The sequence below is a fragment of the Amycolatopsis sp. MEPSY49 genome (genome assembly GCF_051337345.1).
Lineage (GTDB): Bacteria > Actinomycetota > Actinomycetes > Mycobacteriales > Pseudonocardiaceae > Amycolatopsis.
In genome coordinates, this window is the sequence record NZ_JBDLYJ010000023.1 from 41,060 (window position 1) to 66,427 (window position 25,368).

The following is a 25,368-nucleotide window of genomic DNA, read 5'->3' on the forward strand; positions in this document are numbered from 1 at the left end:
TCAGATCTCCTTGACGTGCTCGAACGGCTCGGAACACGAACGGCAGCGCCGCAGCGCCTTGCACGCCGTCGCGCCGAAGCGGGATTGCTCCTCCGTGTCGAAAGAGCCGCACAGCGGACAGGAAACCCGCGAGACCGGCGCCGACAGCGTCAGCGGGATCGGACCCGACCGCCGCGGCGCCGCACCCGGGGGCGCGATGCCGGCCGCGGCCAGCTTTTCGCGGCCCGCGGAAGAAATCCAGTCCGACGTCCACGCCGGTGTCAGCTGCGTCCGGATCTCGACGTCCGCGTAGCCCGCCGACACCAGCGCGTGCTCCAGGTCGTCGCGCATGGTGTCCATCGCCGGGCACCCCGTGTACGTCGGGGTGATCGCCACGACCACCCGACCGTCCTCTTCGGACACCGAGCGCAGCACGCCCAGGTCGGCCAGGGTCAGCATCGGCAGCTCGGGGTCGGTGACCGTCGCCGCGACCGCCTCCGCCGTCACCATTTCGCGTCCGGCATCGCGCGGGCGACGCTCTGCAGCTCCGCCAGCAAGTACCCGAAAGACTCGGTGTGCACGCCGTCGCGGCCCGTGCGGCCCGAGACCCCCGCCAGCTCGCCGGCAGCAGGACGAGACAAAGTAGCCGCGGACAACGCCTGGTCCAGCACCGCGTCGAATTCGGGCCGCAGCGAAGCCGCGTCCACCAGCTCGAGCGGGTGCGTGCGGAACAGCTCCCCGACGTACGGCCAGACCGCGTCCAGCCCCTCCTGCATCCGCGAGTGCGACAACGGCGTCCCGTCACCGAGGCGGACCAGCCACTGCGCCGCGTAGTCGCGGTGGTAGGTCACCTCCTTGACGCCCTTGTCCGCGATGGCCGCCAGCACCGGGTCCACCGACGACACCAGCCGCTGCAGCAGCGCCAGCCGCCACGTCGAGAACACGAACAGCCGCGCGATCAGGTGCCCGAAGTGCCCGCCGCCCAGCTCCGCGAGCCGGACGTTGCGGAACTCGTTCTCCGCGCGCAGGAAGGCGAACGAGTCCTCGGTACGCTCGGAGCCGTCGGCCTTCCCGGCTCGCGCCAGCAGCAACCGCGCCTGGCCGAGCAGGTCCAGGGCGATGTTGGCGATCGCGACCTCGTCCTCCAGCTCGGGCGCGTTCGTGCACCACTCCTGCAGCCGGTGGGAGAAGATCAGCGCGTCGTCGCCCAGCATCAGGCAGTAGGCGGCCAGCGTGGCACCGTCCACACCGGACGGTACCGACGTGTCCACTCCGGACAGCGGGTCCTCGAAGCCGGTGCCGAACGCCCAGCGGGCGTCGTTCTCCTCGGTCAGCGACTCGTAGACGTTGTCGAAACTCATATGTGCGGCACCTCCTCGGGGATGTCGTAGAACGTCGGGTGCCGGTAGACCTTGTCGCCGCTCGGCGCGAAGAACGGGTCCTTCTCGTCCGGCGACGACGCCGTGATGTCGGAGGCGCGAACGACCCAAATGGACACGCCCTCGTTGCGGCGGGTGTAGAGGTCACGCGCGTGGTGCAGCGCCATCTGGTCGTCGGCCGCGTGCAGCGATCCGACGTGGACATGGTTCAGCCCGCGCTTCCCGCGCACGAACACCTCGTACAGCGGCCAGTCGTGCTTGACCGGACCGGGCGCGGCCGGGACGCCCTCCAGCGGGACGGCGCCGTGGCCGCCTTCGGCAGTCAGGTCGCTCACTTGCGCTCCTCGTTCTTCCTCGCGTGCGCCACCGCGGCCTCACGCACCCACGCGCCGTCTTCGTGCGCGCGACGCCGGTGCTCGATCCGCGACGCGTTGCACGGGCCGTTGCCCTTCAGCACGTTCTTGAACTCGTCCCAGTCGACCGCGCCGAAGTCGTAGTGCCCCCGCTCGGAGTTCCAGCGAAGGTCGGGATCCGGGAACGTGACACCCAACGCTTCGGCCTGCGGCACCGACATGTCCACGAACCGCTGCCGCAGCTCGTCGTTGGTGTGCCGCTTGACCTTCCACGCCATCGACTGCGCGGTGTTCGGCGAATCGGCGTCCGGCGGCCCGAACATCATCAGCGACGGCCACCACCAGCGGTTGACGGCCTCCTGGACCATCTCCCGCTGCTGGTCGGTGCCCTTCATCATCGTCATCAGCAGCTCGTAGCCCTGCCGCTGGTGGAAGGACTCCTCCTTGCAGATCCGGATCATCGCCCGCGCGTACGGCCCGTACGACGACCGGCACAGCGGCACCTGGTTGCAGATCGCCGCGCCGTCCACCAGCCAGCCGATCACGCCGACGTCGGCGAAGGTCAGCGTCGGGTAGTTGAAGATCGACGAGTACTTCTGCTTGCCGGTGATCAGCTTGTCGGTGAGGTCCGCTCGGTCCGCGCCCAGCGTCGCCGCCGCGGAGTACAGGTAGAGCCCGTGGCCGGCCTCGTCCTGGACCTTGGCCAGCAGGATCGCCTTGCGCCGCAACGACGGTGCCCGCGTGATCCAGTTGCCTTCGGGCTGCATGCCGATGATCTCCGAGTGCGCGTGCTGCGCGATCTGCCGGATCATCGTCTTGCGGTAGCCCTCGGGCACCCAGTCGCGCGGCTCGATGCGCTGGTCGCGCTCGATGGTGTGCTCGAAGTGTTCTTCCAGTGACACAGTGGCCGTCACGGCTGCTCCTTCGAAACCAGGGTCAGGACGTCGTACTTCGCGACCGACTCCCCCTCGGCGTTGGTGACGTCGGCGTCCCAGCGGACCTCGCCGTACTCCTGGTCGATCCGCGGGGTGATCTGCTTGGCGGTCAACGTCACCGTCAGCGAGTCGCCGACCTTGACCGGGGTCAGGAAGCGCAGGTTCTCCAGGCCGTAGTTGGCCAGCACCGGGCCGGGCTCCGGCGAGACGAACAGCCCCGCCGCGAACGAGACGACCAGGTAGCCGTGCGCGACGATGCCGCCGAACAGCGGGTTCGCGGCCGCCGCTTCGGGGTCGGTGTGGGCGTAGAACGTGTCGCCGGTGAACTCGGCGAAGTGGTCGATATCGGCCTGCGAAACAACCCGCGGCCCCGCCACCACCGAGTCACCGATCTTCAGCTCGGCCAGGGACTTCCGGAACGGGTGGACGTCACTTTCGGTGCGCGGCGCGCCGGTGACCCAGCGGCCGGTCACCGCGGACAGCACCGCGGGCGAGCCCTGCACGGCGGTGCGCTGCATGTGGTGCAGCACGCCGCGGACGCCGCCCATCTCCTCCCCGCCGCCCGCGCGGCCGGGGCCGCCGTGGACCAGCTGCGGCATCGGCGAGCCGTGGCCGGTGGACTCCTTCGCGTCCTCGGCGTCCAAGACGAGCAGGCGGCCGTGGAACGGCGCCGCGCCGAGGACGACCTCGCGGACGAACTCCTTGTCCGCGGACACGATCGACCCGGCCAGGCTGCCGCCGCCGCGCGCGGCGAAGTCGACGACCTGCTCGGTGGACGTGTACGGCAGCAGCGTCGAGACCGGGCCGAACGCTTCGACCTCGTGCGGCTCGGTGCGCTCGGGGTCGGCCTTGAGCAGCACCGGGGAGATGAACGCGCCGCGCTCGGCGTCGGCGTCCACCACGTCGACCTGCTCCGGGTCGCCGAAGACGACGCTGCCGGCGTCCAGCAGCGCCTTCAGCGACCGCCGGACCTCCTCGCGCTGCTCCAGGCTGGCCAGCGCGCCCATCCGGACGCCTTCGGACGCCGGGTTGCCGACGGTCACCTTCGCGAGCCGCGCGGACGCGGCCGCGGCGACGTCGTCCAGCAGCGCGGCCGGGACGAACGCGCGGCGGATCGCGGTGCACTTCTGGCCCGCCTTGACCGTCATCTCGGTGGTCAGCTGCTTGACGAACAGGTCGAACTCGGTCGTCCCCGGCACGGCGTCCGGGCCGAGGATCGAGCAGTTCAGCGAGTCGGCCTCGGCGTTGAAGCGGACGGCGTTGCGGATGATCGCCGGATGCGCGCGCAGCTTCTGCGCCGTCGACGCCGAGCCGGTGAAGGACACCAGGTCCTGGGCGGTGACGTGGTCCAGCAGGTCGCCGACGCTGCCGGCGACGAACTGCAGCGAGCCCTCGGGCAGGATCCCCGACTCGACGATCAGCTCGACCAGCCGCGCGGTCAGGTACGCCGTCGAGCTGGCCGGCTTGACCAGGCTCGGGACCCCGGCGAGGAACGCGGGCGCGAACTTCTCCAGCGGTCCCCACACCGGGAAGTTGAACGCGTTGATCTGGACGGCAACGCCCCGCAGCGGGGTCGCGATGTGCTGGGCGACGAACGTGCCCCCGCGCGACAGCGGCTCGACGTTGCCCTCGACGTAGACGGTGTCGTTGGGCAGCTCGCGCTTGCCCTTCGAGGCGTAGCTGAACAGCACGCCGATGCCGCCGTCGATGTCGAACTTCGAGTCACCGAGCGTGGCACCGGTGCGAGCGGAGAGCGCGTACAGCTCCTCGCGGTGTTCGCGCAGGTGGGAGGCCAACGCCTTCAGCAGGGCCGCGCGCTGGTGGAACGTCAGCTCCCGCAGCGCCGGCCCACCCACCCGGCGGCCGTACTCCAGGGCGCCCGCGAAGTCGACGCCCTTCGACGAGATCCGGGCGACCTCCTCGCCCGTGGCCGCGTCGTGCAGCGGGACGCCCTCGTCCGCCGCCGTGTGCCACTCCCCCGAGACGTAGCTGCGCAGCAATGCCATCAGGTCCCTCTCGCCGAATTACCTACCGGACGTTCAGTTAATCGCATGGTATCCGCTGCGGGCGAAGATCGGAAGGCCGGACGCTTGACACCGCCCCGGCCACTGCCTTTACTGAGCGACACCGCGAGGTGACCGTCCATTCGGTCAGTCCATCCATGCCCCCGCCACCACCCTCAACGGAGGCGCTTCGCGCCGCAGAGCTGAATCAGGAGGCAGCGCATGACCAACGCCGCGCACACCATGTTCGCCGCCGACGAGGCGTCGCGCGCGCTGGGCATCGAGCTGGCGGAGGCGAGCGACGGCCGGGCCGTGGCGACCATGACGATCACGCGCGAGATGGTCAACGGCCACGACATCGCGCACGGCGGCTACGTCTTCCTGCTCGCCGACACCGCGTTCGCCTGCGCGTGCAACACGCACGGCCCGGTGACGGTCGCCGCGGGCGCCGAGATCTCCTTCGTCGCGGCCGGCCGGCTCGGCGACCGCCTGGTCGCCACGGCCACCGAGCGCACCCGCTACGGCCGCAACGGCATCTACGACGTCACGGTGCACCGGGAGACCCCCGGCGGGCCCGAGGTCGTCGCCGAATTCCGCGGCCGCAGCCGCGCCATCTCCGCGAAACGGGACTGACCATGATCGAGGCGAACATCGGCGCGGACCAGCTGGCCGCGCTCCAGCTGGAACGTCTGCAGTGGACGCTCCGGCACGCGTACGCGAACGTGCCCGCCTACACACGGAAGTTCGACGAGGCCGGCGTCCACCCGGACGACTGCAAGGAGCTCGCCGACCTGGCGAAGTTCCCGTTCACCACCAAGCAGGACCTGCGGGAGAACTACCCGTTCGGGATGTTCGCCGTCCCGCAGGACCAGGTGCGGCGCATCCACGCCTCGAGCGGCACGACCGGCAAGGCCACCGTCGTCGGGTACACCGAGCAGGACATCGACACCTGGGCGACGGTGATGGCCCGGTCGATCCACGCGGCCGGCGGGCGGCCGGGCCACAAGGTGCACGTCGCCTACGGATACGGGCTGTTCACCGGCGGGCTCGGCGCGCACTACGGCGCGGAGAAGCTGGGCTGCACGGTGATCCCGGCGTCCGGCGGCATGACCGCGCGGCAGGTCCAGCTGATCACCGACTTCAAGCCCGAGATCATCATGGTCACGCCGTCGTACATGTTGACGCTGCTCGACGAGTTCGAGCGCCAGGGCGTCGACCCGCGTTCGTCGTCCCTGAAGGTGGGCATCTTCGGCGCCGAGCCGTGGACCGAGCGGATGCGCGCCGAGATCGAGGAGCGGTTCGCGCTCGACGCCGTCGACATCTACGGGCTGTCCGAGGTGATGGGCCCGGGCGTCGCGCAGGAGTGCGTCGAGACGAAGGACGGCCTGCACATCTGGGAGGACCACTTCTACCCCGAGGTGATCGACCCGTACTCCGAGAAGGTCCTCGGCAGCGGCGAGACCGGCGAGCTGGTGTTCACGTCCCTGACCAAGCAGGCGCTGCCGATCATCCGCTACCGCACCCGGGATCTCACCGCGCTTTCGCCGGGAACCGCGCGGCCGGCGTTCCGGCGGATGGCGAAGGTGACCGGGCGCACCGACGACCTGATCATCCTGCGCGGGGTCAACGTCTTCCCGACGCAGATCGAGGAGATCGTGCTGCGGACGGACGGCCTGAGCCCGCACTTTCAGCTCGTCCGGTCCACGCGCGGGCGGCTCGACCACCTGACCGTCCGGGTGGAGGCGCGCCACGACGCTTCTTCCGCTACCCGCGAGGACGCCGCCGCTTCGCTGGTTTCGCAGGTGAAGGACGGCGTTGGCGTGACCGTGTCGGTGGAGGTCGTCGAACCGGACACCCTGGAGCGGTCCATGGGCAAGATGCGCCGGATCGTCGACCAGCGGGAGAAGCCGTGACGACCCCGCGCCGCGGGCGCCCGGGCTACGACCTGGAATCGCTGCTGCAGGTGGCGGTGAAGCTGTTCAACGAGCGCGGCTACGACGGCACGAGCATGGAGGACCTCTCCCGCAAGCTCGGCATCACGAAGTCCGCGATCTACCACCACGTGCCGAGCAAGGAGGAACTGCTGCGGCTGTCGGTCGACCGGGCGCTGGACGGGTTGTTCGAGGTCGCCGCGTCGACCGACCAGCTGGACGGCCGCGCGATCGACCGGCTGGAGCACCTGGTGCGCGGCAGCGTGCTGGTCCTCGCCGACCGCCTGCCGTTCGTGACGCTGCTGCTGCGCGTGCGCGGCAACACGAAGGTGGAGCGGGCGGCGCTGGCCCGGCGGCGCGAGTTCGACCGGCTGGTGACGGACCTGGTGAAGCAGGCGGAGGCGGAGGGCGACATCCGGCCCGACGTCGACCCGTCGGTGACCGCGCGGCTGATCTTCGGCATGGTGAACTCGCTGATCGAGTGGTACAAGCCGCGGCGTGGCTCGGCGGCGACCGAGGTGGCGGACGCGGTGTGCAAGGTGGCTTTCGAGGGCCTGCGCACCACGTCGTGAGTGGTATTTCGGGGCAGAACCTGGTCACCACTCACGACGGGTCTGTCTGGGGCGGGCGCCCCGCTTGCCAAAGCAGGGCGTCGCGCAGCTGGCCGATCAACCGCTCGTCGTCCGCTTCGGACGGGTCCACCCCCAGCGGGATCCAGCGCTCGGAAACCTTCGCCCCATCGTCGTAGCCCGTGATCACGATTCCGGAGTACGACAGCGATCCCTCGTCCGCGCAGTCGCCGTCCGGGAGGGGTTCGTCCGGTTCGAAACCCTCGTCGAAGCTGACGTGGCGATGCTGCAGGCGGACGCTCACCCAGCGTCCGGCCGGCCGGATCGGCGCGTCTTCTTCGGTCATCTGCTCCTGCCCCGGTCGCGGGTCCCTGCCGTCTCGTCGCATCCGGGCGCCGCGGAGTTACCGGCCGGTTGTTCCGGTTGCGTAACGACGGCGTCCCCCGCGAAACGAACCTTTTGACGTAGGGTCAACTACTTGTTGACAGCATGCCGATCCCCGGCGAGGCTGAGCGGATGACCAGTGGGACCCGGCCGCGGCGGCGCCGCCTCGAACCGGCCGAACGGCGGGCGGAGATCCTCGCCGCCGCGCGGCACCTGTTCGGCGCCGGCAGCTACGCGTCGGTGTCCACTTCGGACATCGCCGAGGCCGCCGGGGTCGCGCGCCCGCTCATCAACCACTACTTCGGCGGCAAGCGCGAGCTCTACCTGGAAGTGGTGCGGCAGCTGATGATCGTGCCGGCGCCGGTCACCGAAGCGCTGCCGGACACCACGATGGAGGAACGGCTGGCGATCGGCGTCGAACGCTGGATCGACGTCGTGGACCGCAACCGCGACGCCTGGCTGACCGTCATCGGCCCCGAGTCGGCGGGCCGCGACCCCGAGATCGAGCGGATCATGCTGGAGGCCGACGAGGTCGCCGCCGACCGCGTCCTGGAAGCCGCGCTGATGACCGACGTCACCGAAGGGCGCGACGAGCTGCGCGCGATGATCCGGTCGTTCGGCGGGTTGCTGCGGGCCGCGTCGCGCGAATGGCTGATCCGCGGCACGCTCGACCGCGCTGCGCTGCGCACCTTCCTCACCGATTCGATCCTCAACCTGCTGAAGCTCACCTACCCGGCGGTGCTTGCCGAGCGGCCCGGAAGCGCCGGGCGAACGCCGCCGGGGTCATCCCGGTCCACCGCTTGAACGCGTAGATGAAGCTCGACGCCTCGGCGTACCCGAGCCGGTACGCGACGTCCTCGACGGACAGCACGCCGGTGTCGAGCAGCTCCTCGGCCAGCGTCTGACGGACCTCGTCGACGAGCGCGCGGTAGCTGGTGCCGGCCTCGGTCAGGCGACGCCGCAGCGTGCGCGTGCTGAGCGTCAGCTGGCGGGCGATCTCGTCCATCCCCGCGTCGACGCCGCCGAGCCGCACCAGGCGCTCGCGGACCTGTTGCGAAATGCCCGAACGCCGGCGTTTGCGCGCGACGAGCGCCTCGCACTGCGCGGCGCACAGGGCGACGGTCTGCTCGTTGGCCTGCGGCAACGGAAGCGCGAGCAGCGCCGGGTCGAGCGTCGCGCGGCAGGCGTCGGCGCCGAACCGCGGGGCCAGCCCGAACGCGGCCCGGTACGGGTCCACTGTGGACGGCTCGTGCCGGAAGCTCAGGTCCTCCAGGGTGATCTCCGGCAGCAGGTCGTGCATGACCGAGAAGATCGCGGCCAGGTCGCGCAGCACGAGGAACCGGGCGACGTCGGCGGGCACGCGGCTGTCGTCGAGCTCCAGCGTGAGCTTCCCGCCCGCCAGTTCGACGTGCGGGATGCAGAAGGCGAAGCTGAGGTCGAAGTAGCGCAGCGCGAACAGCATCGCGTCGCGCAGCGTCGGGCTGCTGATGCAGGCGAACCCGAAGATGCCGAAGGTGCTGACGCGGTAGCGGCGCCCGAGCTCGAGGGCCGTCGCGTCGGAGCCGTCCAGCTCGGCCAGCGCGCGGACGACGGCCAGCTCCTGCCGCGCGTCGACCTGCACCGACGGGTCGGCGAGCAGCTCCGGCGAGAGCGTCGTCGCGGCCAGGAGCTGCCCGGCGGGCAGGCCGCGGTCGGCGGCGAACCGGGTCATCAGCTCGATGCTCGCGGTGCCGCGCGGGAAGTCCCAGTCCCCGACGGCGGGCGCGGCGAGCTCGGCCATGGCCGGAATTATGGATGACGGCCGCTCGCGCGTCGAATCGAGGACCGGAACTGTCCGGGGTGATCGTTAGGGTGACGGCGTGGAGACCTTGAGCAGGCGGGCCCTTAACCGCGCGACGCTGGAGCGCCAGCTGCTGCTGCGCCGCGTGAAGATGTCCGCGCTGGCCGCGGTGGAGCACCTGGCCGGGCTGCAGGCACAGGCGCCGTTCCCGCCGTACTTCGCGCTGTGGTCGCGGCTGCACGGGTTCCGGCCGGCGGAGCTCTCGGAGCTGCTGGAGAGCCGGCAGGTGGTGCGGATCGCGCTGATGCGCGGCACGGTCCACCTGGTGACGGCGGCGGACGCGCTGGCGTGGCGGCCCGTCGTCCAGGTGCTCTACGAGCGTGACCTGAAGACGAACACCCAGCACGCCTCGGCGCTGGCCGGCCTCGACCACGACGAGATCGCCTCGGCCGCGCGTGAACTGCTGGCCACTTCGGCACTGACCGGCACGGCACTCGGCGCTGAACTGGCGAAACGCTGGGACGTCCCCGCGGCGTCCTTGACCCACTTGGCACGCGGCCGGCTGCCGCTGGTCCAGACTCCGCCCCGGGCGATCTGGGGCAAGGCCGGGCAGACGACGTACGCGTGCCTCGACGAGTGGGTGGGCGCGCCGCTTCCGGCGCCTTCGCCCGCTTCGCTCATCGCGCGGTACCTGCGCGCGTTCGGGCCGGCGTCGGTGGCGGACGTGCAGGCGTGGGCGGGCATCACCCGGCTGGGCGAGGTGGCCGCGTCGATGGACCTGCGGCGCTACCGCGACCCGGACGGCCGCGAGCTGCTGGACCTGCCGGAGCTGACGGTGCCGGACGAGGACGTCCCGGCGCCGCCGCGGCTGCTCGGGCCGTTCGACCAGATGATCCTGTCGTTCGCGGACCGGACGCGGGTGATCTCCGACGAGTACCGCAAGCGCGTGATCACCCAGAACGGCCTGGTCAAGGGCACGCTGCTGGTCGGCGGCCAGGTGCGGGGGCTCTGGGAGCTGCGGAAGGAGCGGAAGGCGGCGGTGGTCGAGCTGTCGCCGTTCGAGAAGCTGCCCAAGCGCGATCTCGGGATGCTGGAGAGCGCGGCCGGGCGGCTCGTGGAGTGGGCGGAGCCGGCCGCCGAGACGCGGGAGGTGCGGATCCTGGCTCCCGAGTGAGGCTGGCCGGAATTCTCGATCGGGTGACCGTTCGTGGCCTGTTGTCACAGGCCCCCGCTGCGTAGCTTTTCCTTCATGAGTAGTTCGGCGAAGGGCCCATCGGCGCTGATCGTGGGCACCGGGTTCGGCGGCATCGGGACGGCGGTCGAGCTGAAGCGCGCCGGGTTCACCGACTTCACGATCCTGGAGAGCGCGGCCGAGGCCGGCGGCGTCTGGCGGGACAACACCTACCCCGGCGCCGCGTGCGACATCCCGTCGCCGCTGTACTCGTACTCCTTCGAGCCGAACCCGCGGTGGCCGAAGCGGTTCTCGCACCAGCCGGACATCCTGGCCTACCTGCGCGGCGTCATCGCCAAATACGGCCTCGAGCCGCACATCCGGTACAACACCGAGGTCACCGGGGCCACGTTCGACGAAGCCCGCGGCGTCTGGCGCGTCGAAACGCCGGACCGGACCTACGAGGCCACCGTCTTCGTGCCCGCCGTCGGCCAGCTGTCCCGGCCGGTGCTGCCGGACCTCCCCGGCCGCGAGAGCTTCGCCGGCGACGCGTTCCATTCCGCGCGCTGGGACCACGACGTCGAGCTGACCGGCAAGCGCGTCGCCGTCATCGGCACCGGGGCCAGCGCCGTCCAGTTCGTTCCCGAGCTGCGCAAGCGCGCGAAGCACGTCACGGTCTTCCAGCGCACGCCGCCGTACGTCATGGCGAAGTCCGACCCGTCCTACCGGCGGTGGCAGCACTGGCTGTTCGAGCACCTGCCGCCCACGCAGCTGCTCGGCCGGCTGCGGATCTTCCTGCTCGCCGAGTACGCGACCTACGCGATGACGAAGCACCCCGTGCTGGCGAAGATGTTCGAGCTGCGGACCGCGCAGCTGCGGCGCCGGCACATCAAGGACCCGGAGCTGCGCGCGAAGCTGAAGCCGGCCTATCCCCTGGGCTGCAAGCGGATCCTGTTCACCAACGAGTACCTGCCGGCGCTGGCGCAGCCGAACGTCGACGTCGAAACGCGGCGGATCTCGTCGATCACCCCGCGCGGCGTGCGCGTCGAAGACGGGACCGAGCTCGACGCGGACGTCATCGTCTACGGCACCGGGTTCGCCGCGACGGAGTTCCTCGGCCGGATGAAGGTGACCGGCCTCGGCGGCCGGTCGCTGCAGGACGAGTGGGCCGGCGGCGCACGGGCCTACCTCGGCATGGTCGTGCCCGGGTTCCCGAACATGTTCTGCGTCTACGGGCCCAACACCAACCTCGGCGCCGGGTCCATCATCTACATGATCGAGCGCCAGGCGCGGTACATCCGCCAGGCGGTGGAACAGCTCACCCGGCCCGGCGTGTCCTATGTGGACGTCCGGCCGGACGTCGAAGAACGCTACGACCGGGAAGTCCAGCAGCGGCTGGGCCGGAGCGTCTGGAGCGCGTGCACCAGCTGGTACCGCCAGGCCGACGGCCGGGTGACGACCAACTGGCCGGGCCTGGTCACCGAGTACGACCGCCGCACCCGGCGGCTCGACGTGGGCGACTACCGGGTGGTGGCGTGATGGACTACGACGTCTTGGTGATCGGGTCCGGGTTCGGCGGCAGCGTCACGGCGTTGCGGCTGACCGAGAAGGGCTACCGCGTCGGCGTGCTGGAGTCCGGCCGCCGGTTCGCCGACGACGAGTTCGCGAAGACGTCGTGGCGGCTGCGCAAGTACATGTGGGCGCCCGCGCTGGGCTGTTTCGGCATCCAGCGGCTGACGCTGCTCAAGAACACGTTCGTGATGAGCGGCTCCGGCGTCGGCGGCGGTTCGCTGGTGTACGCGAACACGCTGTACGAGCCCCCGGACAAGTTCTACGCGGACCCGCAGTGGGCGCACATCACGGACTGGAAGGACGAGCTGGCGCCGTACTACGACCAGGCGAAGCGAATGCTGGGCGTGGTCGAGAACCCGGCGACGACGGCCGCGGACCGGGTGCTGTCCGAAGTGGCCGACGACATGGGTATCGGGCACACGTACCGCCGCACGCCGGTCGGCGTCTATTTCGGACAGTCCGGAGTGGACCCGTTCTTCGGCGGCGCCGGTCCCCTGCGGTCCTCCTGCACGCTGTGCGGCGAGTGCATGACCGGGTGCCGGGTCGGGGCGAAGAACACGACCGTGAAGAACTACCTGTACCTGGCCGAGCGGGCGGGCGCGGTCGTTCATCCCTTGACCACCGCGGTGTCCGTCCGGCCGATCTCCGGCGGGTACGCGGTGGACACGCGGCGGACCGGCGGCGTTTCCCGCCGGACGTTCACCGCGTCGCAGGTGGTGTTTTCCGCGGCGGCTCTGGGCACCCAGCGGTTGCTGCACCGGATGCGCGACAACGGGACGCTGCCTGCGTTGTCCCCTCGCTTGGGACTGCTGGCCCGGACGAACTCGGAAGCGGTGCTGGCGGCGCGGTCGTTGCGGTCGGACACGGACTACACGCGCGGGGTCGCGATCACGTCGTCGATCCACCCGGACTCCGTGACGCACGTGGAGCCGGTGCGGTACGGGCGCGGCAGCAACGTGATGGGGCTGCTGGCGACGGTGCTGGTGGACGGTTCGCCGGGCCGCCGCCGGTGGGTGCTGGGGTTGCGTGAGTTGTGGCGTGCCCGGCGCAACTTGCTGCGGATCCACAACCCGCGCCGGTGGTCGGAACGGATGATCGGGCTGCTGGTGATGCAGACGCTGGACAATTCCGTGACGACGTACACGAAGCGGGGTCTGTTCGGCCGCCGGATGACGACGCGCCAGGGAGCGGGAGCACCGTCCCCATCGTGGATCCCGGTGGGCCACGAGGTGACGCGCCGGGTGGCGGCGAAGATCGGCGGTCTCCCGCAGGGCGCGTGGACGGACATGGCGAACATCCCGATCACGGGCCACTTCATCGGCGGCTGCACGATCGGGGATTCGGCTTCGTCGGGAGTGATCGATCCTTATCAGCGGGTGTACGGGTATCCGGGACTGCACGTCGTGGATGGATCGGCGATCACGGCGAACCTCGGGGTGAACCCGTCGCTGACGATCACGGCGCAGGCCGAGCGGGCGATGGCGTTTTGGCCCAATCGGGGTGAGACGGACCCGCGGCCGGCGTTGGGGTCGCCGTATCAGCGGGTGGCGCCGGTGGCGCCGAAGAACCCGGTGGTCCCGTCGGAGGCGCCGGGAGCGCTGAGGCTGCCGATCACGCCGGTGTGAATGGGCTCGCGTCGGCCTGAGCGCGAAACTTGACTCGGGCCAGTGGCCGGAGTCAAGTTACGTACTTTTTTCGAGGACAGGTGTGCCCGTCCAGGTTCCGGCAGCCATGGTCAAGACGGTGGCCAAAAGGAACCCCGCCTGCCACATCGTGTTGCCGACCATGCCGGCCGCAACCTGGGCGCCAGCCGAGCACGCCATACCAATGGTGACGAGGACTCGCGATCGCCGAGCCGTCATGCGGCCATTATGCCGGAGTTTCGCGTTGCTGAACGCGTGAAGAGGCCCTCCCGGCCGCGCTTCCGGGAGGGCCTTCCTCAGCGCACGGTCACGGCAGGCCCGCGAGCCCCGCCGAGACCGTGTTGGCGAACGCGTAGCCGTTCGACGCGTCCCAGTTGATCGACCACGTCATCGCGCCGCGGATCGACGGGTACGTCGTCGATGGCTTGAACGATCCGCACGACGTTCCGCGCGCCAAGCAGTTCAGCGCCGACACCGTGTTCGACGGCGCCTGGTAACCCCCGCCGGCCGCCTGGGACGACGCCGGGAGGCCCAGGCCCACCTGGTCCGCTCGCAAGCCGCCCTGGAGCTGGATGCACGCCAGGGCCGTCAGGAAGTCGACCGTGCCCTGGGCGTACACGCTGCCGTTGCAGCCGAGCATCGTGCCCGAGTTGTAGTACTGCATGTTGACGACCGTCAGGATGTCCTTGATGCCCAGCGCCAGCTGGAAGTAGCCACCCTGCGTGGACTGCATGTCGATCGTCTGCGGCGCCATCGTGATGACCTTGCCGCCGCCGTTGTAGATGCTGCGCAGCGCCTGACCCATGTACGTCGCGTTGATGCCGTTCTCGAGGTCGATGTCGACGCCGTCGAAGCCGTAGTTCGCGATCAGCGACTTCACGCTGTTCGCGAAGTTGTTCGCCGACGTCGAGTCGCCGACACTGATCGTGCCGTTCTGGCCGCCGACCGAGATGATGACCTTCTGGCCGCGCGCCTGGACCGTCTTGACGTCCGCCTTGAACTGCGCGTCCGTGTAGCCGCCGAGCTGCGACGACAGCCCCGAGTCGAGCGTGAAGCTCACCGCGCCCGGCGTGCCCGTCGCGTCCGCGAACGACACCGCGATGATGTTGTACTTCGTCGGGACGTCCGCCAGCTTCAGCGCCTTGGCGCCGTTGTAGAAGTTCTGCCAGTAGCCGGTCAGGACGTGCTTCGGCAGGTCACCCTGCGTGGGCGGCGGCGTGGTCGTCGTCGGCGGGGTGGTCGTGGTCGGAGGGGTGGTGGGCGTGGTCGGCGTCGTCGGCGGCGGGGTGCCCGGCCCGTCGAGGTTGACGTCGTCGGCGTAGTACGTCGGCTGGCCGTACCAGCCGTGCAGGTACACCGTCAGCGACGTGCTCGCGCCCGTCGTGAAGCTCAGCGACAGCTGCTGGTAGCCGCTCGTGCCCGGCGTCCACGTGCTGGTCGTCGCCGAGCCGGAAACGCCCAGGTAGACGTAGCTGCCCTGGACCCACGCCGACAGCTTGTACGCCGTGTTCGCCGAGACGGTCAGCGTCTGCGAGCACTGCGCGTTGTCCGACGACGTCGGCGACGCGCTCAGCGCGCGGCTGCCGCTGTGGACCGGGGTGCTCACCGCCGTCGGCGTGGCGGTGCACGTCCAGCCCGAGGTGCCGGACTCGAAGCCCGGATTGGCCAGGATGTTCGCCGCCGCGGCGTTGCCGGCGAGGACGAACGTCACGCCGAGACTCAGCGCGACCACGGAAAGCAACGAAAGCAGGGCTAGCCGGATCTTGGGGACCACGGGCGACCTCCACGAAGGTGGTGAGGCAGGTCACCACAAAATGGACTAGACCAATCTGATTGTCAAGGAGCCCCATCCGAAAGTCGGGGTGGCGGAAACGGCAGAATGAGACGATCGGAACCAGGCGAAGCAGGAGCGTGTTGCAGTGAGCGTGTCGGTCGAGCAAAAGATCGCCGAAGAACTGGGCGTGCGCGAAGGACAGGTCAAGGCCGCCGTCGAGCTGCTCGACGGCGGGTCGACCGTGCCGTTCATCGCGCGCTACCGCAAGGAAGTCACCGGCATGCTCGACGACGCGCAGCTGCGCACGCTCGAGGAGCGGCTGCGCTACCTGCGGGAACTCGACGAGCGGCGGCTCGCCGTCCTCGAGTCCATCCGGAGCCAGGGCAAGCTCGACGACGCCCTCGAGGCGTCGATCCTCGCCGCGGACACGAAGTCGCGGCTGGAGGACATCTACCTCCCCTACAAGCCGAAGCGCCGCACGAAGGCCATGATCGCGCGCGAAGCGGGTCTCGAGCCGCTGGCCGACGGCCTGCTGAACGACCCGAACACGGATCCGCAGGCCGCCGCGGCGGTGTTCGTCGACGCGGACAAGGGCGTCGCGGACGCGCAGGCGGCGCTCGACGGCGCCCGCGCGATCCTCGTCGAGCGCTTCGCCGAGGACGCCGACCTCATCGGTGACCTGCGGGAGAAGATGTGGGGCCAGGGCCACCTGGTCGCCAAGGTCCGGGCGGGCAAGGAGGAGGAAGGCGCGAAGTTCTCCGACTACTTCGACTTCTCCGAGCCGTACACCAAGCTCCCCTCGCACCGGATCCTCGCGATGCTGCGCGGTGAGAAGGAGGAGGTCCTCGACCTCACGATGTCGCCGGACGAGCCCACCGACGAGCCGCAGGTCGGCCCGACCGACTACGAGGCGCGCATCGCCGCGAAGTTCGGCATCGCCCAGCAGGGGCGCCCGGGCGACAAGTGGCTCGGCGACACCGTGCGCTGGGCGTGGCGCACCAAGATCCTCCTGCACCTGGGCATCGACCTGCGGATGCGGCTGCGCCAGGCGGCCGAGGACGACGCCGTGCGCGTGTTCGCGGCCAACCTGCGCGACCTGCTGCTCGCGGCGCCGGCCGGCACCCGCGCGACGATGGGCCTCGACCCGGGCTTCCGCACCGGCGTGAAGGTGGCCGTCGTGGACGCGACCGGCAAGGTCGTCGACACCCACGTCATCTACCCGCACCAGCCGGCGAACAAGTGGGACCAGTCGATCGCCGAGCTCGCGGCGCTGTGCGCGCGGCACAAGGTGGACCTGATCTCGATCGGCAACGGGACGGCGTCGCGCGAGACGGACAAGCTCGCCCAGGAGCTGATCAAGAAGCACCCCGAGCTGAAGCTGACGAAGGCCGTGGTGTCCGAGGCGGGCGCTTCGGTGTACTCGGCGTCAGCGTTCGCTTCGCAGGAACTGCCGAACATGGACGTCTCCCTGCGCGGCGCGGTCTCGATCGCGCGCCGGCTGCAGGACCCGCTGGCCGAGCTGGTGAAGATCGACCCGAAGTCGATCGGCGTCGGGCAGTACCAGCACGACCTGTCCGAGGTGTCGCTGTCGCGCTCGCTGGACGCGGTGGTCGAGGACTGCGTGAACGCGGTCGGCGTGGACGTCAACACGGCGTCCGCTCCCCTGCTGACCCGGGTTTCGGGCATCACGACGGGGCTGGCGGAGAACATCGTGGCGCACCGCGACACGAACGGGCCGTTCCGATCCCGGACGGCGCTCAAGGAGGTCGCGCGCCTGGGCCCGAAGGCGTTCGAGCAGTGCGCGGGCTTCCTGCGCATCCCGGACGGCGACGACCCGCTGGACTCGTCGTCGGTGCACCCGGAGGCGTACCCGGTGGTCCGGCGGATCCTCTCGAAGACGGGCACGGACCTCCGCTCGCTGATCGGCAACACGCGGACGTTGTCGGCCTTGAAGCCGGCCGAGTTCGTCGACGAGACGTTCGGTCTCCCGACTGTCACGGACATCCTGGCCGAGCTGGAGAAGCCGGGCCGCGACCCGCGTCCGGCCTTCAAGACGGCGACGTTCGCCGAGGGCGTGGACAAGATCGGCGACCTGAAGCCGGGCATGCGGCTCGAGGGTGTCGTGACGAACGTGGCGGCGTTCGGGGCGTTCATCGACGTCGGCGTGCACCAGGACGGGCTGGCGCACGTTTCGGCTCTGTCGAAGAACTTCGTGAAGGATCCGCGGGAGGTCGTGAAGCCCGGGGACATCGTGAAGGTGAAGGTTCTCGATGTCGACGTGCCGCGGAAGCGGATTTCGCTGACTCTGCGCCTGGACGACGAGCCCGGTGCCCCGTCGGGCAACCGCGGCGGCGGTGGCGGTCGTGACCGGGGTCAGGGCGGTGGCGGTCAGGGCGGCGGCGGTCAGCGTCGCGGCGGCTCCGGTGGCGGCGACCGGCGTGGCGGTGGGGGCCGGGACCGTGGGGGCAACTCCGCGGCGAGCGGGTCCATGGCGGAGGCCTTGCGGCGGGCCGGGTTCGGCAAGTAGGACGTGTCCGTGGAGGCCTCCTTACCGGCTCTTTCGGCCGGTAAGGAGGCCTTCACGGCGTTCGGGATTCGAACTGGGCCGAGGCTTCACCACCAGCGCCGAGTCACCCGCACTGCAACGTGCACCTCGCCCGGTCGAAGCGGCCCGCATCGAGGTCGTCGGTGCGGATGACCCAGTACAGCATTCCGGCGTCGCCCCAGATCATCCCGGCTTCGTCGTCGCTGTCGATCTGGGCGAGCAACACCCAGCGGGCCGCTTCTTCGGCCAGCCGGGGGTCCCGGTAGCCCCCGAGCACCGCCGCCGCGATCTCCTTCTCCACCGCGCCCTGCACGGGGGCGGCGAACCCGCCGACCTGGTGGTGCGGGCCCTTCCCGTGCTGCTGCCAGACGAGTTCGCCGAACACGTCGGTGCCCGGGTAGTCGGGCGGGAGATCCGCCTCCTCCGCCGCTTCGGCCAAGGAAACCCCGCTCGCGGTCACGGTCTGCTCGAGCAGGAGGTGCTCCCGCTCGGGAGCCGTGGCCACGACCTCGCCGAACAGATCCCGCCCGGGGTAAGGGACGACGCCGTCGGGGGCCGCCCGTTCGGCGACCGGGACCCCCGCCGGCACGAAGACCACCCGGCTGCCCTCGACGTCTTCGAGCAGCGGGGTGTCGTCAGCCTCCCGGCGATCGCCGTCGAAGTAGAAGAAGAGCAGCGTGCCCGCCTCCGGCAGCGGGATGCTCAAGAACTCCCGCGGCAGCGCGGCGCAGTCCACCGCGGCCAGGAAGTCGAGCGGACCCCGCCCCGGCCACTCGGGCCACTCCGCTTCCGCGGGCAGCATCGGAGCCCCGCCGAGCCGGCCCACGCGCGGCCCTTCGCCGGCGGAGACCAGGCGGATGCCCGGCCGGAACAACGCCGCCCACGCGGAAGCCAGCTCGGCGGGCAGCCGCTCGCGGGCGAGGGCGCTGAGTCGATCTCTCCAAGACGTCACGGCGACATCGTGGCAGGGAGCACCGACAAAATTCAGCGGAGCGCGACGAGGCCGATGGCGAACAAGGCCATCGGGACAACCGCCGCGGCCGAGCTGATCACGCCCGTTCCGCCGCGCCAGCCCACCGGGGACGCGTCCAGCACCAGCCGCCGCACCAGTGCCGCCTCCACCACCGCCGTCAGCAGGAACCCCAGGCCGACGCTGAAGATCGCCGCCGCGCCGACGAAGAACAGGCCCGACGTCGACGCTGCCGCGAGCGGGGCCGCTATCTCCCACCGCACCACGCCCGCGGCCGCCGCGAGCAGGGCCAGCAGCAGCACGAACGCCACCAGGAAGCCGATCCGCGCGGTCGTCCGGTGCTGGGCGTGGGCGAACCACCAGAACCCCGCGTCGAGCAGCAGGACGATCACGGCGAGCGCCAGGAACCCGGCACGGAACGTCAGCACCCGATCACCCTAGCGAGACCTGGCTCATGATCGCGGTGGCGTGGCCGTCGGGGTCGGTGAAGAACGCCATCCACTCCTCCACCCCGGACTCGTGGCGGAAGATCAGGTGCGGCGCGCCGAGGAACTCGACACCCCGGGCGCGCAGCGCGTCGTACGCCGCGTCGATGTCCGGGACGCGGAAGTAGAGCACCGACTCCGCGCCCTTCGGCTCGCCGGCCGTCAGGAACAACCGGACGCCGTCGCAGTCGAAGAACGCCAAGTCCCCGAACGTGTACAAGTGCGGGAGGCCGAGGACCTCGCCGTAGAACTCCTTCGCGCGGTCCAGGTCCGCGACGGTCCGCGAAACCTGCCCGATCGGTCCCAGCATCGATTCCTCCTCGAAAAGCCCGGCCGAGCGCGCTGTCCGCCGGGGCGCCGCGCCACGCGCGCAGCTCCGCGCGCCCGGTCAGGCCGTGGCGGACCGCGTCGACGATAGCCCCGCGACCGCCGGATTACCCTCCCCCGGCGAACCGCACCTCGACGCTGCCCAGGGCGCCGAAGTCCGCGACGACGTGGCCGCCGGCGTGGATCGGGCACGGCGGGGTCGCCGTCCCGGTCGTCACGACGTCGCCCGGGCGCAGGGCCCGGCCGTGGCGGCTCAGGTCCATCGCCAGCCAGTGCAGCGCCAGCCGCGGGTCGCCGAGCACCAGGCTGCCGCTGCCGCGCGAGAACTCCTCGCCGTCGGCGTGCAGGACGACCGGCTGCCGCGGCAGGTCGAGGTCGCGCCAGCCCGGCACCGGCCGCCCTTCGACGAACCGGCCCGCGCACGCGACGTCGGCCAGCAGCTGCGGGCCGCCCGCGTGCTGGTGGTCGGTGTAGCGGCTGTCCGGCATTTCGAGCGCGAGGAACATCGTGTCGACGGCGTCGAGCACCGAGGTCAGCGACGGCGACAACCCCGGATCGGCCTTGAGCCGGAAGGCGAACTCGGGTTCGGCGACGCCCATGGTCATCGTGTCGGCCGGCACGAGCGAGCCCTCGACGTGGTGGAACCGCTCGAACATCACGCCGGGCAGCGGACCGGGGACGTCGAGGTACTGCCGCGCGTACGCGGTGGTCGCGGCGATCTTCCAGCCGGACACCGGCCCGGCCAGCTCGGCGAGCGCGGCCTGGGCGGCCATGCCCTCGGCGGCGTCGCGCGGGCGGGCGTCTTCGGGCAGTCCGTCGAGGCGTTTCCCGGTCTGCCACGCGTCCCAGATCAGCTCCGCCGCCCGCTCTCGGTTCACGCCCGTGATCTTGCCAACCGGAAGACCGGGTGTCGATCGGCTTACGGGTTCATCGCGTAGACCCCGGAAAGCGCCCGGACCCGCGCCCAGACGTTCTCGAAGCGCTCGGCGTCCACCACCGGCTTGCGCACCGCCGCCAGGGCGATCGCCTGCTGGGCGTCGGTCGAGCTCGCCTTGCCGTTCAGGTCCACCGCCGCCGCGCTGAAGTCCTGGACCAGCACCGCGAAGATCTGGTCGACGACCTCGTCGTCCAGGCCGGTGATCCGCGCCTGCTCCAGCACCAGCTGGCCGTACACGATGAGCGTGAACAGCTCGGTCAGCGCCAGCCCGAAGTCGAGGTCGGCCTGCTGGGTCTCGTCCGGCGCCGCCTCGGTGAGCAGCTTGACCAGGTACCCTGCCTGCTCGGTGAACAGCGCGACGTTCGGGATGTGCTGTCCTTGCGCGTACGCGGTCTTCCAGTCGTGGAACCGGATCTTCGACAGGCCGCGCGCCGGGCCCTGGCGGAACAGGAACTCGTCGTCCGCGGCGTCGGTGCGCGTGCCGACCGGCGGGTACTCCTGCGGCGCGAACAGGTACGCGGGCATGAACTTCGCGATCAGCGCGAGGTTCACCGCCACGGTGCCCTCGAGCTTCGGCAGGCCGTCGATGTCGTTCTTGGACATCGCGAGGTACGTGTCGGCCTCGAAGCCCTTCGCCGCCACGACGTCGGCGACCAGGCCGATCACCTTCTGCGCCTCGGTCGTCACCTTCATCTTGGTGATCGGGTTGAACAGCAGGTAGCGCCGGTCGTCCGGGTTCGCGCTGCGGAAGTAGTCGACGGCGCGGTCGGAGAACAGCTTCATCGCCGTCAGCCGCGCGTAGGCCTCGACGAACTCGCGGCGCACGTGCGGGAAATCCGTGACGGGCTTGCCGTACAGGACGCGGTTGTGCGCGTGCGTGACGGCTTCGTACAGCGAGTGCGTCGCCATGCCGATGCCGCCGAAGCAGAGGTTGAACTTGCCGATGTTGACGGTGTTCAGCGCGGCGCTGAAGGCTTCGGCGCCGACGTGCAGGATGTCCTCGGCGCGCACCGGGTAGTCCTCGAGCCGGAACTCCGCGACGTACATCTGCGACGGCACCACGTTCTTCACGACGTGATAGTTCGGGTGCTCGGAGTCGGCGTAGAAGAAGACGTACTGGTCGGGGCCTTCGACGCCGTCGATCCGGCCGAAGACGGACACCGTGCGCGCGCAGTTGCCGTTGCCGATGTAGTACTTCGACCCGGTGGCGCGGTAGCCGTCGCCGTCCTTGGTGAGCACCAGGTCGGACGAGTAGATGTCGGCGCCGTGGTCCTTTTCGGACAGTCCGAACGCGCCGACGCCGCCGGCGTCCAGGGCGTCCGCCGCGCGCTTGCGGGCGACGTCGTTGCCGCTCTGCCACACCGGGCCGAGGCCGAGGATCGTGACCTGCCACGGGTACCAATAATTCAGGCCGTAGAACCCGAGGATTTCCGACAGCGCGGCGACGCGGCTGGTGTCCCAGCGCTTGTCGGGGTTGCCGCCCGCGTTCGCGGCCGGGGTCAGGAACGTCGAGAACAGGCCTTCCTTGCCCGCGAACTCGAGGAAGTCCGCGTAGAAGACGCGGTTGTGGTAGTCCTCGGTCAGCTTCGCCTTGCCGCGCTGTTCGAACCAGTCGATGGTGGCGCGCAGCAGGCGCCGAGTCTCGGCGTCGAAGTGCGCCGGGTCGTATTCGCGCGGGTTCAGCAGCATGGTCGTCCTCCTCGATTACCGACCGGTAACTTAGCAAGCCCCCTAGGTGCGGGCAATCTCACTGGGGTCATGTCACCCCCGTTCGGTACACTGATCTTGCGGGCCGCTCAGTTCTGCCTCGGCCCGCTGCTGTTGTCGACTACCACGCGCCGCGGCCGTTGACCGGTCTGCGCCGGGCAGGACAACCCTTCTCAGGTTATGGAGACCAGGGCACCCGCGTGCCCGCAAGCACCTATGAGCACTTTCGCTGAACTCGGCCTGCCGACCCCGCTCGTGGCCGCGCTGGCCACCCAGGGCGTCACCGAGCCCTTCCCGATCCAGGCGGCGACCCTGCCGCACACCCTCGCCGGCCGCGACGTGCTGGGGCGCGGCCGCACCGGCTCCGGCAAGACGTACGGTTTCGTGCTGCCCGTGCTGGCCCGCCTCGCCGCGGGCCCGACGCGGCGCAAGCCCGGGCGCCCCCGCGCGCTGATCCTGGCGCCGACCCGCGAACTCGCGACGCAGATCGAAGCGTCGATCCTGCCGCTCGCCAAGCCGCTGGGCCTGCGCACGACGACCATCTTCGGCGGCGTCTCGGCGAACCCGCAGATCACGAAGCTGCGTGACGGCGTCGACATCGTCGTCGCCTGCCCCGGCCGGCTCGCCGACCACATGCGCTCCGGGCACGTGAAGCTCGACGCGATCGAGATCACCGTGCTGGACGAAGCCGACCACATGGCCGACCTGGGCTTCCTGCCCGAGGTGCGGCGGATCATGGACCAGACGCCCTCGCGCGGGCAGCGGCTGCTGTTCTCGGCGACGCTGGACAACGGCGTCGACGTGCTGGTCAAGCGCTTCATGAGCGACCCGGTCACGCACAGCGTCGACTCGGCGCAGTCGCCGGTGTCGACGATGGAGCACCACGTCCTGCACCTCGAGGAGACCCACCGGTTGCCGGTACTGGTCGACCTGACCGCGGCGCCGGGCCGCACACTCGTGTTCACGCGGACGAAGAGCCGCGCGAAGGCGCTGACGCGCAAGCTCGTGGCGTCCGGCGTGCCGGCGGTCGAGCTGCACGGCAACCTGGGCCAGAACGCGCGGACGCGCAACCTCGAGGCGTTCTCTTCCGGCACCGCGAAGACGCTGGTCGCGACGGACATCGCGGCACGCGGCATCCACGTCGACGACGTCCGGCTGGTCATCCACGCGGACCCGCCGGTGGAGCACAAGGCGTACCTGCACCGCTCGGGCCGCACGGCGCGCGCGGGGGCGTCGGGCACGGTGGTGACGCTGATGACGGACGCGCAGGTCCGCGACGTGCGCGACCTCACGCGCAAGGCCGGCATCAAGCCGACGACCACCCAGCTCGGCCCGGGGCACCCGCTGCTGGCGGAGCTGGCGCCGGGCGAGCGGACGTTCTCCAAGGCGCCCGCGGTGGACAACCGGCCGAAGAAGGTGACGGCTTCGGGCGCGGCGCCGGGTGCGGGCCGCGGCCGCCGGGGCGCGGCGCCGAAGGAGAACCGCGGCGGGCAGCAGGCCCGGACGCGGCGCGAAGACCAGCCGCGTGCCGGCCGTTCCGGCGGCGCTTCGGGTGGTTCGCAGCGTTCCGGCGCTCCGGCCGCTTCGGGTGGCGCGCGTCGCTCCGGTGCTCCGGCTGCTTCGGGCGGGGCACGGCGTTCCGGTGGTCAGGCTTCGGGTGGCTCGCGCCGCTCGGGTGCTCCGGCCGCTTCCGGTGGGGTGCCGCGGCGCTCCGGCTCCGGCGGTGCGGCGGCGTTCTCGTCCGGCACCCGGGCGGGGTCGCGGCGTAACGGGCGCTGAGCCAGAGGGTTCGCGAAGGCCGCCTCGGATTCTCCGGGGCGGCCTTCGCCGTGTCCGGGCCTGTCCGGCCAGGCGGTCGCGCCGGGCCTCAGACCGCCGGGAGGCCCCGGGCGGCGGCGCGGGCGGCCGCGGCGTCGCGGCGCTCCTCGAAGCGCGCGGCCTGGGTGTTCAGGGTCTTGAGGAACGCGTCGAGCTCTTCGCGGGCCGTCTCGCCGACCTGGCCGAAGCCGGTCCGGTCGAACACCTTCCAGTACCGCAGCAGCGGCTGCACGACGTCGTCGTGGTGGATGCGCAGGTCGTAGATGCCGGCCTTGGCGATCAGCGCCGCCTTGCGGGCGAAGCTAGGGATGACCGCGCCGGGCATCGCGAAGTCGAGGACCTCGTCGGTGATCGCGCGCATCGTCGCGTCCGGGGCGATCTCGAACGCCGCCTTCACCAGGTTGCGGTAGAAGACCATGTGCAGGTTCTCGTCCGTGGACACGCGGGTCAGCAGCTTCTCGGCCAGCGGGTCCTGCGTGTAGCGGCCGGTGTTGCGGTGCGACAGCCGCGTCGCGAGCTCCTGGAACGACACGTACGCGCAGACCCGCAGCAGCGGCTTGTCACCGGTCTCGTAGCCGGCCTGCATGGTCTCCATGCGCATCCGCTCGAGCTCCACCGGGTCGACCGCCCGCGTCACGAGCAGGTAGTCGCGGATGCAGATGCCGTGCCGGCCCTCCTCCGCCGTCCAGCGGTGCACCCAGGTGCCCCAGGCGCCGTCGCGGCCGAAGGCGCGCTCGATCTCCCGGTGGTAGCTCGGCAGGTTGTCCTCGGTCAGCAGGTTGACCTCGAGCGCGGTCCGCGCGATGGGCGAGACCCGCGACTGCTCCGGGTCCCAGGCCTCACCGCCCAGGTCGGCGAAGTTGCGGCCTTCGCTCCACGGCACGTACTCGTGCGGCATCCACTCCTGGGCGGCGGCGAGGTGACGGTTGAGGTTCTCCTCGACCGTCCCCTCGAGCTCGTACATCAGCGCGGTGCTCTCGGAGACGGTCATGCGCACGTCCTTCCGGGGATCGGGGTTACGCGACCGTAAGTTACGGTGCCGTAGGTACCGTCAACGAACACCGCCCGGGCATCGTTCCGTGAGCGACGTCACCGCCGCATCAGCA

General features: G+C 70.7%; 23 protein-coding genes. 9 read left to right on the plus strand and 14 right to left on the minus strand.

The window, feature by feature from the left end:
• From paaD to paaZ, 5 genes are read right to left on the minus strand one after another with little or no spacing between them, the layout of a single operon-like run.
• Entirely contained in the window at window positions 1-489 is a 489-nt protein-coding gene (gene paaD / locus ABFJ78_RS48215) for a 1,2-phenylacetyl-CoA epoxidase subunit PaaD (protein ID WP_436394296.1), read from the minus strand.
• The gene (gene paaC / locus ABFJ78_RS48220) at window positions 483-1,340 is read right to left on the minus strand and encodes a 1,2-phenylacetyl-CoA epoxidase subunit PaaC (RefSeq protein WP_436394298.1); all 858 of its coding nucleotides are present in this window, start codon (window positions 1,338-1,340) and stop codon (window positions 483-485) included. The genes paaD and paaC overlap by 7 nt, the downstream gene beginning before the upstream one ends.
• Window positions 1,337-1,651 (minus strand): 1,2-phenylacetyl-CoA epoxidase subunit PaaB, encoded by a 315-nt coding sequence (paaB, locus tag ABFJ78_RS48225; protein WP_286003483.1) that lies wholly within the window; start codon window positions 1,649-1,651, stop codon window positions 1,337-1,339. Before paaB ends, paaC begins: the two co-directional genes overlap by 4 nt.
• A gap of 38 nt (window positions 1,652-1,689) precedes the next feature.
• Entirely contained in the window at window positions 1,690-2,625 is a 936-nt protein-coding gene (gene paaA, locus ABFJ78_RS48230) for a 1,2-phenylacetyl-CoA epoxidase subunit PaaA (protein WP_436394300.1), read from the minus strand.
• Complete coding sequence (gene paaZ, locus ABFJ78_RS48235; protein ID WP_436394302.1) at window positions 2,622-4,652, minus strand: phenylacetic acid degradation bifunctional protein PaaZ; 2,031 nt, start codon at window positions 4,650-4,652, stop codon at window positions 2,622-2,624. Before paaZ ends, paaA begins: the two co-directional genes overlap by 4 nt.
• A gap of 219 nt (window positions 4,653-4,871) precedes the next feature.
• Here paaZ and paaI point away from each other — a divergent pair, with 219 nt between their 5' ends.
• The 3 genes from paaI to ABFJ78_RS48250 are packed head-to-tail and all read left to right on the plus strand — an operon-like array spanning window position 4,872 to window position 7,152.
• The gene (paaI, locus tag ABFJ78_RS48240) at window positions 4,872-5,282 is read left to right on the plus strand and encodes a hydroxyphenylacetyl-CoA thioesterase PaaI (RefSeq protein ID WP_436394304.1); all 411 of its coding nucleotides are present in this window, start codon (window positions 4,872-4,874) and stop codon (window positions 5,280-5,282) included.
• A 2-nt stretch (window positions 5,283-5,284) separates the two neighbouring features.
• Window positions 5,285-6,562 carry a phenylacetate--CoA ligase PaaK gene (gene paaK, locus ABFJ78_RS48245; protein ID WP_436394306.1) on the plus strand — a complete coding sequence of 426 codons (1,278 nt, stop codon included), beginning with the start codon at window positions 5,285-5,287 and terminating at the stop codon, window positions 6,560-6,562.
• On the plus strand, window positions 6,559-7,152 hold the full coding sequence (locus ABFJ78_RS48250) for a TetR/AcrR family transcriptional regulator (RefSeq protein ID WP_436394307.1): 594 nt from the start codon (window positions 6,559-6,561) through the stop codon (window positions 7,150-7,152). The genes paaK and ABFJ78_RS48250 overlap by 4 nt, the downstream gene beginning before the upstream one ends.
• A 31-nt stretch (window positions 7,153-7,183) precedes the next feature.
• Here ABFJ78_RS48250 and ABFJ78_RS48255 read toward each other — a convergent pair whose 3' ends face one another.
• On the minus strand, window positions 7,184-7,495 hold the full coding sequence (locus ABFJ78_RS48255; protein WP_436394309.1) for a hypothetical protein: 312 nt from the start codon (window positions 7,493-7,495) through the stop codon (window positions 7,184-7,186).
• Between the two features lie 170 nt (window positions 7,496-7,665).
• On the opposite strand from ABFJ78_RS48255, the gene ABFJ78_RS48260 reads away from it, so the two are divergent.
• The gene (locus ABFJ78_RS48260; RefSeq protein WP_436394311.1) at window positions 7,666-8,337 is read left to right on the plus strand and encodes a TetR/AcrR family transcriptional regulator; all 672 of its coding nucleotides are present in this window, start codon (window positions 7,666-7,668) and stop codon (window positions 8,335-8,337) included.
• Here the strand turns inward: ABFJ78_RS48260 and ABFJ78_RS48265 are convergent.
• Window positions 8,258-9,313 carry an AraC family transcriptional regulator gene (locus ABFJ78_RS48265; RefSeq protein ID WP_436394313.1) on the minus strand — a complete coding sequence of 352 codons (1,056 nt, stop codon included), beginning with the start codon at window positions 9,311-9,313 and terminating at the stop codon, window positions 8,258-8,260. The two genes, ABFJ78_RS48260 and ABFJ78_RS48265, sit on opposite strands and share 80 nt — an antisense overlap.
• 79 nt (window positions 9,314-9,392) lie before the next feature.
• Between ABFJ78_RS48265 and ABFJ78_RS48270 the strand changes: the two genes are divergently transcribed.
• The 3 genes from ABFJ78_RS48270 to ABFJ78_RS48280 all read left to right on the plus strand — a co-directional run bounded on the left by ABFJ78_RS48270 (window position 9,393) and on the right by ABFJ78_RS48280 (window position 13,681).
• Window positions 9,393-10,487, plus strand: a complete 1,095-nt coding sequence (locus ABFJ78_RS48270; protein WP_436394315.1) for a winged helix DNA-binding domain-containing protein — start codon at window positions 9,393-9,395, stop codon at window positions 10,485-10,487.
• A 75-nt stretch (window positions 10,488-10,562) separates the two neighbouring features.
• Window positions 10,563-12,023, plus strand: coding sequence for a flavin-containing monooxygenase (locus tag ABFJ78_RS48275; RefSeq protein ID WP_436394317.1), 1,461 nt, complete (start codon window positions 10,563-10,565; stop codon window positions 12,021-12,023).
• Entirely contained in the window at window positions 12,023-13,681 is a 1,659-nt protein-coding gene (locus ABFJ78_RS48280) for a GMC oxidoreductase (protein ID WP_436394319.1), read from the plus strand. The genes ABFJ78_RS48275 and ABFJ78_RS48280 overlap by 1 nt, the downstream gene beginning before the upstream one ends.
• Window positions 13,682-14,006: 325 nt before the next feature.
• On the opposite strand, the gene ABFJ78_RS48285 is transcribed toward ABFJ78_RS48280, so the two are convergent.
• Entirely contained in the window at window positions 14,007-15,473 is a 1,467-nt protein-coding gene (locus ABFJ78_RS48285; protein WP_436394321.1) for a chitinase, read from the minus strand.
• Between the two features lie 145 nt (window positions 15,474-15,618).
• Here ABFJ78_RS48285 and ABFJ78_RS48290 point away from each other — a divergent pair, with 145 nt between their 5' ends.
• Window positions 15,619-18,000: a Tex family protein gene (locus ABFJ78_RS48290; RefSeq protein WP_436394323.1), complete on the plus strand. Its 2,382-nt coding sequence runs from the start codon at window positions 15,619-15,621 to the stop codon at window positions 17,998-18,000.
• 103 nt (window positions 18,001-18,103) lie between these two features.
• On the opposite strand, the gene ABFJ78_RS48295 is transcribed toward ABFJ78_RS48290, so the two are convergent.
• The 5 genes from ABFJ78_RS48295 to ABFJ78_RS48315 all read right to left on the minus strand — a co-directional run bounded on the left by ABFJ78_RS48295 (window position 18,104) and on the right by ABFJ78_RS48315 (window position 22,426).
• A complete protein-coding gene (locus ABFJ78_RS48295; RefSeq protein ID WP_436394325.1) occupies window positions 18,104-18,970 on the minus strand; it encodes a YwqG family protein in 867 nt (288 codons plus the stop codon).
• A 32-nt stretch (window positions 18,971-19,002) separates the two neighbouring features.
• The gene (locus ABFJ78_RS48300) at window positions 19,003-19,416 is read right to left on the minus strand and encodes a hypothetical protein (RefSeq protein ID WP_436394327.1); all 414 of its coding nucleotides are present in this window, start codon (window positions 19,414-19,416) and stop codon (window positions 19,003-19,005) included.
• A gap of 4 nt (window positions 19,417-19,420) precedes the next feature.
• Entirely contained in the window at window positions 19,421-19,783 is a 363-nt protein-coding gene (locus ABFJ78_RS48305) for a VOC family protein (RefSeq protein ID WP_436394329.1), read from the minus strand.
• Window positions 19,784-19,907: 124 nt separating this feature from the next.
• Entirely contained in the window at window positions 19,908-20,678 is a 771-nt protein-coding gene (locus ABFJ78_RS48310; RefSeq protein ID WP_436394331.1) for a 2-keto-4-pentenoate hydratase, read from the minus strand.
• 41 nt (window positions 20,679-20,719) lie between these two features.
• Window positions 20,720-22,426, minus strand: coding sequence for an acyl-CoA dehydrogenase (locus ABFJ78_RS48315; RefSeq protein ID WP_436394333.1), 1,707 nt, complete (start codon window positions 22,424-22,426; stop codon window positions 20,720-20,722).
• Window positions 22,427-22,660: 234 nt separating this feature from the next.
• Here ABFJ78_RS48315 and ABFJ78_RS48320 point away from each other — a divergent pair, with 234 nt between their 5' ends.
• Window positions 22,661-24,223 (plus strand): DEAD/DEAH box helicase, encoded by a 1,563-nt coding sequence (locus tag ABFJ78_RS48320; protein ID WP_436394335.1) that lies wholly within the window; start codon window positions 22,661-22,663, stop codon window positions 24,221-24,223.
• 88 nt (window positions 24,224-24,311) lie between these two features.
• Here the strand turns inward: ABFJ78_RS48320 and ABFJ78_RS48325 are convergent, their stop codons facing one another.
• A complete protein-coding gene (locus tag ABFJ78_RS48325; RefSeq protein WP_436394337.1) occupies window positions 24,312-25,253 on the minus strand; it encodes an acyl-ACP desaturase in 942 nt (313 codons plus the stop codon).
• Window positions 25,254-25,368 lie beyond the last annotated feature (115 nt).